8 protein-coding genes are annotated in these 9,671 nt (G+C 61.1%); 2 read left to right on the forward strand and 6 right to left on the reverse strand.

Annotated elements, in window-relative coordinates; all coding sequences use genetic code 11:
- Positions 1 to 148 precede the first annotated feature (148 nt).
- Positions 149 to 574, forward strand: coding sequence for a hypothetical protein (locus tag NW844_RS02275; RefSeq protein ID WP_414333112.1), 426 nt, complete (start codon positions 149 to 151; stop codon positions 572 to 574).
- Positions 575 to 832: 258 nt separating this feature from the next.
- Positions 833 to 1,879 carry a hypothetical protein gene (locus NW844_RS02280; protein ID WP_414333114.1) on the forward strand — a complete coding sequence of 349 codons (1,047 nt, stop codon included), beginning with the start codon at positions 833 to 835 and terminating at the stop codon, positions 1,877 to 1,879.
- A gap of 128 nt (positions 1,880 to 2,007) precedes the next feature.
- Here NW844_RS02280 and NW844_RS02285 read toward each other — a convergent pair whose 3' ends face one another.
- From NW844_RS02285 to NW844_RS02310, 6 genes are all read right to left on the reverse strand, one after another.
- Positions 2,008 to 2,274 (reverse strand): hypothetical protein, encoded by a 267-nt coding sequence (locus tag NW844_RS02285; protein ID WP_414333116.1) that lies wholly within the window; start codon positions 2,272 to 2,274, stop codon positions 2,008 to 2,010.
- Positions 2,271 to 2,576, reverse strand: a complete 306-nt coding sequence (locus tag NW844_RS02290) for a hypothetical protein (RefSeq protein ID WP_414333117.1) — start codon at positions 2,574 to 2,576, stop codon at positions 2,271 to 2,273. The genes NW844_RS02285 and NW844_RS02290 overlap by 4 nt, the downstream gene beginning before the upstream one ends.
- A gap of 21 nt (positions 2,577 to 2,597) precedes the next feature.
- The gene (locus NW844_RS02295) at positions 2,598 to 4,427 is read right to left on the reverse strand and encodes a proline--tRNA ligase (RefSeq protein WP_414333119.1); all 1,830 of its coding nucleotides are present in this window, start codon (positions 4,425 to 4,427) and stop codon (positions 2,598 to 2,600) included.
- Between the two features lie 108 nt (positions 4,428 to 4,535).
- On the reverse strand, positions 4,536 to 7,688 hold the full coding sequence (gene infB, locus NW844_RS02300; RefSeq protein ID WP_414333121.1) for a translation initiation factor IF-2: 3,153 nt from the start codon (positions 7,686 to 7,688) through the stop codon (positions 4,536 to 4,538).
- 384 nt (positions 7,689 to 8,072) lie between these two features.
- Positions 8,073 to 8,390: a YlxR family protein gene (locus tag NW844_RS02305; protein WP_414333122.1), complete on the reverse strand. Its 318-nt coding sequence runs from the start codon at positions 8,388 to 8,390 to the stop codon at positions 8,073 to 8,075.
- 43 nt (positions 8,391 to 8,433) lie between these two features.
- Positions 8,434 to 9,561, reverse strand: coding sequence for an HD-GYP domain-containing protein (locus NW844_RS02310; protein WP_414333124.1), 1,128 nt, complete (start codon positions 9,559 to 9,561; stop codon positions 8,434 to 8,436).
- Positions 9,562 to 9,671: the final 110 nt, after the last annotated feature.

Below are 9,671 nucleotides of genomic sequence, written 5' to 3' on the forward strand. Positions count from 1 at the left end.
CCTTGAAAAAACAGCGGCCATCTGGCCCGGCCAGCCCTTTTTGGGAACAATACAAGCAGGCGAGGAAGGGCATCTCAATTCTGTACAAGGCGTATTCTGAGGCAGAAGCATGAGGTACGCGAAACGAAGCAAAAGAATCGGCTTGATCATGGCCGCTTTGTCAGCCTGGGTGGGTGGACACCGTGCTGTCGCTCAGCCTGCCTTTCAGACGGTGCCGCTGCCGCGCCTGCCGGTGGGTGTGGATCAATCGGTTTTCGATCGCCCGGTGGCCCGCTTCAACCCCAACCTGCCTGCCGAGCTGGTGATCCGCAATCGCACCGGCCTGCCTCTGGAATACGGCTTTACCGATCCGCGCCAGAACGTATCGGAACTGGCTGCCGGAGAAACCTTGCGCCTGAGCAACCTGCCCATCCCCAATTGTATGGCCATCAACACGCCGATGTTGTCCCCCGTGGGCTACCGGGTGAGCGTGGATCCCTTGAATGTCATCACCGTAGAAGTGCGCCTGGTCAACGATGTGTCCGGCGACCATTGTCTCGATTTACAAGAGACAGGCGCTATTTTCGTGAATTGATGCCAGCTTGAGCGGGCAAAATGTAGCCTCTGGGCTTTCGCGGCTGCTTTCTCATCCTTGCCCTAGGCGTTAGATGGCAGTTAACCTTACTTAAATCTGACACTGGGGTTGGGTCTAGGGGAGAGCCAGCCGGAGGTGTAGGCGTATCGACAGCAATCGACCCCTGTGACAGGATGCAAACAGGAGGTCTAGGTTGATTTTGCTCTGCCTCTGGGCTACTCACCTATAGGCCAACTTAACCTTATTTTGGACGGTCTCATGAGCGATAACTTGTATTCTTGGTTTCCCCGTGCCTTGCTGATCGGCGCTGCTGTTGTGGGGTTGTCGGGCCCGCCGGCAAGGGCTCAGCAAATTACGGATCCCAACCCGGCTCAAGCGGCCACTAATGTGGAGCCCACCTCGCCGATCTCGGCTTCTTTTCGTAGCCAAGATGGGGTCAGCGTGCGCCCGGAGACGGTGCGGGTTTTTCTGGACGGCAAAGATGTTACTGCTGAGTCGGTGATTACCCGGGATTTCTTCACCTACCGTCCTGCCCAGCCCTTGCCGCCGGGACGGCGGGAAGTCCTGCTGGAGTTCACCAACACCCAGGGGGTGACCCGCCGTGTTACCTGGAGCTTCACCGTGGGTAGCCCCGTCCGCGCCTCTATCGACCTGGTGGATCACAACGCCGGCAATCGCCCCTTGGCCGCGGGCGAGATCCTGCTGGTAACTGTCAAGGGCACTCCCTCCAGCCGAGTTACCGTTTACCTTGTCCAGGACGGACGGCAGGTGCAAACTCTGCCAGCTCAGGAAGTTTCCAGCGGCACCTATGTGGTCAATGCCTTGATTGAGCCGAAGGATACTACCCGTGAGGGGATCGTCATCGCTCGCTTAGAAAACAACGGCCAGGTGCGCTTTATGACTGCAGAGCAGCCGGCCCGCCTGATCGAGGGGGCTACTGGGGGGATCCAGCGGCTCACCACCCAAGAGGTTTCCGCGACGATCAGCCCCTCCAGCCTGCTGCCCCAGATCACCAACTTGCGCGATGGGGATCGGGTTGCCGGCTCTTCCTTTACGCTGCAGGGCACCACGGCTCCCAATGCTTCCGTGCGGGTGAATGTAACGGCTTCGACCTCGCTGGGGGGCATCATCAGCGCCCAACAGACGGTGACCAACCAAACCGTGCAAGCCGATGCCCAAGGCCGCTTCACCGTTACGGTGCGGCCGCCCATTCCGGCCTCCGGCACCGTGTATCAGATCAATCTCACGGCCACCTCTGGCAACCAAACCAGCCCGACGGTGACCTTGCGCCTCACCCAGCAGTAGGCTGTCCACTTAGTTGGACTGAGGTTGTCGGCCTGCCGGTCTGGCAGTGGCGGCCAAGCTCCCCTCTCCCTCTGGGAGAGGGGCTGGGGGTGAGGGCTCACCTCTGGGAGAGGGGTTGGGGGTGAGGGTCAATCGGAAGGCGGCTGAGAGACTTTTGGGTTCTCAGAGTTTGCAGTTGGCAGGGCCTCTTGGACGCGGGTTGGGGAAAGAGAAGACCGCTGTTGCCAGCGCCACAGGATCCCGGCCATGACCAAGGTGGGCGAGACGATCATGGCGAGGATCACCGGCAGGGTCTCCGGCAAGGCCAGATAGGGGCCACCGTATTTGATCGCCGCGCTGATAACCGCAGCGGCCACCATCAATTGCAGGGCAAACCAGAGGGTTTTGGGTTTCATGGTTGGCTGGGATCCCCTACCATGGCCGTGAGGATGCCGGCAACGCTCTCCAGATCTTCCGGTACTCGGTACAAGGTCAAGTCTTGTCGGATTGTCTGTGGATCCCCAAGGATCTGTCCGAATTGCCAGATAGATCCGATGGTGACGGCGCCGTAGATCTGCGTTTGCGGCTCCACCTGGGCCAGGGCGATCATCTCCACCGCCATTTGGACAAAAGCCCGCGTCAGATCGTCCTTTTTGGCTTCCACCACCAGCAGGATGTTCTTGCCGCGCAATAGATAATCGAGGCTGCCTTTCAGCATTGGTGACGACAAAAGCCCTACTCAATCTGGCACGGCTAGGGCAGCAGCAATCCGCTCTTTCAGGGTAGCCACCACTTCCTCAATGGGAATTTCTACCGCTTGGCCGGTGGCCCGCTCGGCCAATTCCACCTTGCCCTGCTTAAGACTGCGCCCGGTGGTAAGGCGGTAAGGGATCCCGATGAGATCCGCATCTTTGAACTTGACGCCGGCCCGCTCGTCCCGGTCGTCCCAGAGGGTCTCGATGCCGGCAGCAGCCAGTTCCTGCACCAACTTTTCCGCCACCTGCATCTGCTCCGGGTCGGAGACGTTAGGCACCACCACCACCACGTGATAGGGGGCAATGGCCACCGGCCAGATGATCCCATGGGCATCGTGGGATTGTTCCACCGCCGCCTGGGCCAGGCGCGATACCCCAATGCCGTAGCAGCCCATCCACAGCGGCTGCTCGACGCCCTGCTCGTCGGTAAAGGTGGCCCGCATCGGCAGCGAAAACTTGAGGCCCAACTGGAAGATGTGCCCAATCTCGATGCCACGGGCGGTTTCCAGAATCTGGTCGGGGTTGAGCAGACAGCGATCCCCCGCCTGGGCTTTGCGCACGTCCACCACCTCCGGCAGAGGGTACTGCTCGCCCCAGTTGGCCCCCACCACGTGCCGCCCCACCTGGTTGCTGCCGGTTACAAAGTTTTTCAGCAGGGCTGCCGTCTGGTCAACTAGGCGCAAGATCTGAGGGGCAAAGTGTTTCTGCCGGCCCAGGCAGCTATCCGGTAGGTCGGGGGCGATGTAGCCCACCGGGATCGGATCCCCTTGCCAGCTTTTCTGGATCTCCGCGTCCGCCAGGGTGAGGGTGAGCAATTTGTGGGCCTGGTAACGCTCCGCCAGACGGCTGAGGTGGTTGGCCAGTTTTACCTCATTCACCTCTTGATCGCCGCGAATGCTCAGCAGCACCACCACCCGCAGGCCGTTGTCGTAAAGGGCTTGGTAGAGGACGTTTTTGACAATCAGAGTGGGGGAGATCTTCAAGAAATCGGCCAGCTTCTCGATGGTTTCGGTTCCCGGCGTGTCCAGAACCTGGAAGGTGGTGTAGGGGGAGTCTGCTGCCGGTGGCGGAAGGGAGACGGCCTTCTCCACATTGGCGGCATAAGAGCCATCGGGGGTGTAGAGGATCTCGTCTTCGCCGGCAGAGGCCAACACCATAAACTCCTGAGAAGCCGCGGATGGCCCGCCAATGGCTCCGGCGTCGGCATCCACCACGCGAAACTCCAGCCCGCAGCGGCGCAGGATGCGGCTGTAGGCCCGGTACATGTCCTGGTAGGTCTGGCGCAGGCTCTCTTCGTTGGCGTGGAAGGAGTAGGCGTCTTTCATGATGAATTCCCGCCCCCGCATCAGGCCAAAGCGGGGCCGGATCTCGTCGCGGAACTTGGTCTGGATTTGATAGAGGGTCTGCGGCAACTGGCGATAGGAGCGGATCAGATCCCGCGCCAGCAGGGTGATCACCTCTTCATGGGTGGGGCCCAGGGCCTGCTCGCGTCCCTGCCGATCTTTGAGGGCAAACATGATCCCTTCGGCTTGGGTGTACACGTCCCAGCGGCCCGATTCCCGCCAGATCTCCGCCGGCTGCAACTGGGGCAGCAGACACTCCTGAGCGCCAATGGCGTTCATCTCTTCCCGGACAATGTCCGAGATCTTCTGCAGCACCCGCCAGAGGAGCGGCAAATAGGTGTAGATCCCCGGGGAGAGCCGCCGGATAAAGCAGCCCCGCAGCAGCAACTTGTGGCTGGGCAGTTCTGCTTCGGCGGGATCCTCCCGCAGCGTCACAAACAACATCTGGCTCAGTCTCTGGCTCTGTTGCATCCATTTCCTCCCTCTGGCCACTTAAGATTTTCTCCATTGCTTTGGGGGGAAACTCTCCCCAGGGATCCCTTGGGGCTGGGATCCCTGAAACTCTACCACCGGCTGCGACTAGGCAGGAGCCAACGTCCGCCGCTTGGTGACCATCTGGTAGACCTCGATGATGTCGCCTTCCTGCCAAGCGTGGAACTTCTCGATGCCGATCCCGCACTCGAAACCGGCGGCCACCTCCCGCACGTCGTCTTTGAAGCGCTTCAGAGAATCGAGACGGCCCTGGTAGACCACCTCCCCTTTGCGGCGAACCCGCACCAGAGCATTGCGCTGCACCTTGCCGGAGAGCACGTAGCTGCCGGCAACCGCACCGCGGCTGATGGGGATCACCATGCGCACTTCCGCTTGGCCCAAGGGCTCTTCCACCTCCTCCGGCTCCAGCAGGCCCTCCATGGCTGCCCGCAAGTCGTCCAGCAGGTTGTAGATGATGTCGTATTCGCGCACATCCACCCCCTTGTCGTCGGCAGCCTGCCGCGCGCCGGGAGCCAGGGTGGTGTTGAAACCCAGGATGATCGCGTCGCTGGCCGCCGCCAAATCCACGTCGGTCTCTGTGATCTCCCCGGGGGCCGCCAGCAGCACCCGCAACTGCACTTCCTCTTGGGGCAAATCCCGCAGCGCTGTCTGGATGGCCTCGGCGGATCCCTGCACATCCGTCTTGATAATGAGGTTCAACTCCTTGAGCTGGCCTTCTTGGGCCTTGGCAGAAATGCTGCCCAAGCTGACGCGACGAGACAGCAGCGCCTGTTGCAAACGGGTTTGCCGCAGCGCCTCCGCCCGCTCTTGGGCAATGCGACGGGCTTCTTTTTCGTCGGTGTAAACCTGAAACTCGTCACCGGCTGCTGGAACCTCATCCATACCCAGCAGTTGCACCGCCGAAGATGGCCCGGCCTCTTGCAATCGCTGACCGCGATCGTCCATCATCGCCTTGACCCGGCCCAAGACGGCACCGGCCACCAGGGTATCGCCCACCCGCAGGGTGCCGTTCTGCACCAACAGAGTCGCCACCGGGCCGCGGGCCTTGTCCAGGTGGGCTTCGATCACCGTGCCGCGGGCAGGACGGTTGGGGTTGGCCTGCAGCTCCGCCACATCGGCCACCAACAGGATCATCTCCAGCAGGGCGTCCAGGTTGCGGCGGGTGAGGGCGCTCACCTCTACCATGGGTGTATCCCCACCCCACTCCTCTGGCAACAGCCCGTGTTCCGCCAACTGCTGCTTGATGCGCTCCGGCTGGCTGCCGGGCTTGTCGATCTTGTTGATGGCCACGATGATCGGCACCTGGGCCGCCCGAGCATGGCTGATCGCCTCCAGCGTCTGCGGCTGCACCCCATCGTCGGCAGCCACCACCAAAACGGCAATGTCGGTGACGCGGGCGCCGCGGGCGCGCATGGCGGTAAAAGCCTGGTGGCCGGGAGTATCTAGGAAAACTATGCGCCGCTTCTGGCCTTCAAAGTCCACATCCACGTGGTAGGCGCCGATGCGCTGGGTGATCCCGCCCGCCTCGCCCTGGGCCACCTTGGTGTCGCGGATGGCATCGAGCAGGGTGGTTTTGCCGTGGTCTACGTGGCCCATGATGGTCACCACTGGCGGACGCAAGACCAGATGGTCGATGTCCTCCACGTCCAGCATCTCGGTTTTTTTGACTTCGGATTCTGCCTTTGGCCGGCGAACCTCGTACCCAAACTCTGTGGCTACCGACTCGGCCAGCGACTCGTCCAAAACCTGGTTGATGGTCACCATCACCCCCTTGAAAAAGAGGGTTTTGATGATCTCAGTTTCGGCCACACGCAGGCGGTGGGCCAATTCCTGAACGGTGAGGCTGCCCTCCAAGAGCAACACCTTCTCTGCCGGCAAGGACTCCGTCTCGCCGACACGAACAGCAGTGTTGGCTTCGGCGGAGGTAGATGGCTGCTGCGAGCGGGCAGCGGGACGGGGACGGGTAGTGGGAGCAGCCGTTGCCGCAGGTGGACGATAGGAAGGAGGCTTGGCAGTAGGGCGGGCCAAGGGCTTGAGGGCGTTCAGCTCAGCCTGCTTGACCGCCGAAATGACGGCCATGGGATCCAAATCCAAGCCATCCCCGTCTCCTTCCCCTCGTCTGCGGCTGCGTTTGCGCTTGGCCTGAGTGCGGCTGGCCCGTCGTTCGAGGGCTTGCAGTTCCTCGTCCTCTTCTTCTACCGTCTTGCGCTTGATTTTGGGCGCAGCAGGCCGCACGGGAGCTTCAGCCAACACCGGGGTGGGGCGTTCCTCAGGGATCCTTTCTGGCAAGGGAGTGGCGGCATCCGGGTCGAGGGGGGCTGGCTTGGCCACAGGACGGGTAGGAGGCCCCACCAGTTCTATCCGCCGCTGTGGACGAGGAGCTTCACCGGCTTTGCTGCTGCCGGAGCTCTCTTCCTTCTTGACTGCCGGCGGGCGCGGCTCAGGGCGACTGCTGGGACGAACGGGTGCGCCCACCAGTTGTGGACGCGGGCGCTGTGCAGGCTGATGAGAAGGCGCTTTCTCTTCTCCAGGCCGAGGGGCACGGCTGAGGGATGGGGCTTCCGGGGGGCGAGGGAGCTCAGAAACCTGTTGCGGAGATCCAGGAGGCTCTGCCGGTGGTTCCGTCTCGGTGGCAGCTCGTCGAGGGGGCGTGAGCACAGTTGGGCGCTTGGGCACAGGACTGGGTTCCGAGCTGCTGGCTTTGGCCGTTGTAGGCTCAGGGCGAACGGGAGGAGCTGCCGGTTGAGGCAGGCTATCCGGCTTTTGGGCGGCCTCAGATGAAGGGGCAGGGGAGCTGACTTGTCGCCGCGGCGGGCCGATGAGCTGAGCGCCACCGGCGGAGACTCGCTCAGGTCGAGACAGGGAAGGTTTGGCAGCCGGCGGAGCGGCAGCGGGGTTGGCCTCGCCAACTGGGGCTTGCTGCTGAGCAGGTGCAGGGCGGCGAATGCCGACGATCGCGCTGGCGGTGCCGGGCCCTTTCTGGGGAGGGCGCTCACTGGCTTTGGCTTCAGCAGGAGGCTCCGGCGGCGGGTTGTCCCATTGGGGTTTGGGCCGGGGCTGAGAAGGTTTCACAATGCGGGGGGCGCCCAGCTTGCTGCGCACCAACTCGGCTTGCTCCGGAGAAATGGTGCTGCTGTGGGTTTTGAAAGGGATCCCCAGTTGCTCACAAACCTCCAACACATCCCGACTGTCGCGCCCCATTTCCCGGGCAATGTCATAAAGTCGAACTTTATCGGTCATTCGTCTGCTAGCCTCTGCTCCTTTCTACTTGTCAGTTTTACTATCCAAATAATTAGTGAGTAGGACTGAACCTGTTGGGTGTGTGGGCGCTTCCTCCGGTACATCGACAGCGTCTCGGCGATCCTTCAAGGACGCAGACTGGAGGGAATCTAAGTCCGAAGCTGCTTTGGAAACATCCGCAGAGGACATAAAGCTAAGACAACCGGGGAAGGAACCAACATCAACAGCGCTTTTAGAATAACCTTTCTGCGGCTCATACAGACCAGCCTCGGCTGACCCAGCCAACCCCCATTCTGACAGTTGAGAGGGGCTGCCGTGTAGTTCACAACTGGATGAACCTAAAAAGGTGTCTCAATATCTTACCTTGGCCAATTCTGGAGCTGCCTAGGTTTTGTCTGAAGCACTGGCCTCCGGAGGTGATGTTTCCCAGGGGCCTTGGGCCTCAGAATCGCGCAGCAGTTGCTGCTCCAGCCGTTGAAACACCGAATCGGGCACAGGTGCTTTGAGGGCTCTGCTCATCTGTTGCTTGCGTCGGGCTGCCTGCAAACATTCTAGCCGGCGACAGACATAAGCAGAACGCCCCATACCCTGATCCAAAAGCACTTGGTGGGAGTCAAATTGTCGAACCAGCCGCCACAATTGCGAGCGAGGAAACAACTGGCGACAGCCTACGCAACGACGCAACGGATCGGCACCCAGCAAAAGGCTCTATCCTGCCAACACAACACAAATAACCCTCTCCAGCCTACTTCAGATCCGGCAGGCGCGATTGCAGAAACTCAAAGAAACGCTCCACCAAGTAGGGATCCCGCCATCCCCTTGCCGTCTCTTCCCGCAGGATGCCCATGGCCTCTTGAACGGTGAAGGCTCGCTTGTAGGGTCGCTCCGAGGTAAGGGCGTCGTAGATATCGGCAATCTGGAAGATGCGGGCCACGAGTGGAATCTCTTCTCCCTTGAGGCCGTCGGGATAGCCGCTGCCGTCCCAACGCTCGTGGTGGTGACGGATGAGGGGCAGCACATCCTTCATGGTGCGCAGCGGGCGGCAGATTTCCTCTCCGATCAAGACGTGGGATTTCATCACTTCCCACTCTGCCGGCGTATGTTTGCCCGTTTTACCCAAGATGGCATCGGGTATGCCCACTTTGCCGATGTCGTGCAGGTAGCCTCCCCAGGTCAGCACCTTGATCAGGGGACGGGGTAGCTGGAGAAACTCGCCGAAGCTCTTGGCCAGTTGTGCCAGGCGCTCACAGTGATCCCCAGTGGTGGGATCCCGACTTTCTACGCTGCGGGCAATGGCGAACAAAACCTGGGCAGCATGATCCAAGTCTTCATTGAGGTGCTTTTGGCGAACGAGGGAACGCACCCGCGCCAACAATTCCGACTCGTCAAAGGGCTTGCTCAAGAAATCATCGGCTCCAGCCTCGATGCCGCGCACGCGATTTGTGCGGTCGCTGGCCGCTGTGATCAACACCACCGGGATCAGGCGCGTCTCCTCATCAGCTTTGATGCGGCGACAGACCTCGAACCCATCCAACCCCGGCATCATCACATCCAGCAAGATCAGATCCGGCTGGAAGGTTTGCAACATCTGCAGGGCTTGATGGCCACTTTCGGCCTCGCTGACCCGATAGCCAATGCTCTCCAACAGATCCCCCAGCAACAGGCGACTGTAGGGCTGGTCATCCACGATCAGTAGGTGGCCAGCCTCAGCCTGATCCGCAGCAGGTGTAACGGGGATGCCAACCGTTACCGGCATCTTGAGTTCGGTCGATTGGGCAGGGGAAAAGCTGCTCACCATACATCGCAGTTGCAACACCTCTAGGCTAATCCCACTGCCAAAAGCAGAACATCGGTCTTTGTACTGAGCTCTCATCGATCCAAGGCTCTGGGGGCGTCGTACAGGGTCCACCCAGATATCCCGGCAATCCGCTTCTGGGTACAAACGGCCCAGGGCGCGCGTGTCCTCTGGGCATGGTGGTCTGG

The organism is Synechococcus sp. H55.2 (genome assembly GCF_047462495.1).
In the GTDB taxonomy this organism is placed as follows: domain Bacteria; phylum Cyanobacteriota; class Cyanobacteriia; order Thermostichales; family Thermostichaceae; genus Thermostichus.

Bases quoted from the DNA above. Each gene is read 5' to 3' on its own strand.
- NW844_RS02290 (WP_414333117.1), bottom strand. From the start codon at position 2,576: ATGCTGAAAGGCAGCCTCGATTATCTATTGCGCGGCAAGAACATCCTG.
- infB (WP_414333121.1), bottom strand. From the start codon at position 7,688: ATGACCGATAAAGTTCGACTTTATGACATTGCCCGGGAAATGGGGCGC.
- NW844_RS02285 (WP_414333116.1), bottom strand. From the start codon at position 2,274: ATGAAACCCAAAACCCTCTGGTTTGCCCTGCAATTGATGGTGGCCGCT.
- NW844_RS02310 (WP_414333124.1), bottom strand. From the start codon at position 9,561: ATGAGAGCTCAGTACAAAGACCGATGTTCTGCTTTTGGCAGTGGGATT.
- NW844_RS02295 (WP_414333119.1), bottom strand. From the start codon at position 4,427: ATGCAACAGAGCCAGAGACTGAGCCAGATGTTGTTTGTGACGCTGCGG.
- NW844_RS02280 (WP_414333114.1), top strand. From the start codon at position 833: ATGAGCGATAACTTGTATTCTTGGTTTCCCCGTGCCTTGCTGATCGGC.
- NW844_RS02275 (WP_414333112.1), top strand. From the start codon at position 149: ATGGCCGCTTTGTCAGCCTGGGTGGGTGGACACCGTGCTGTCGCTCAG.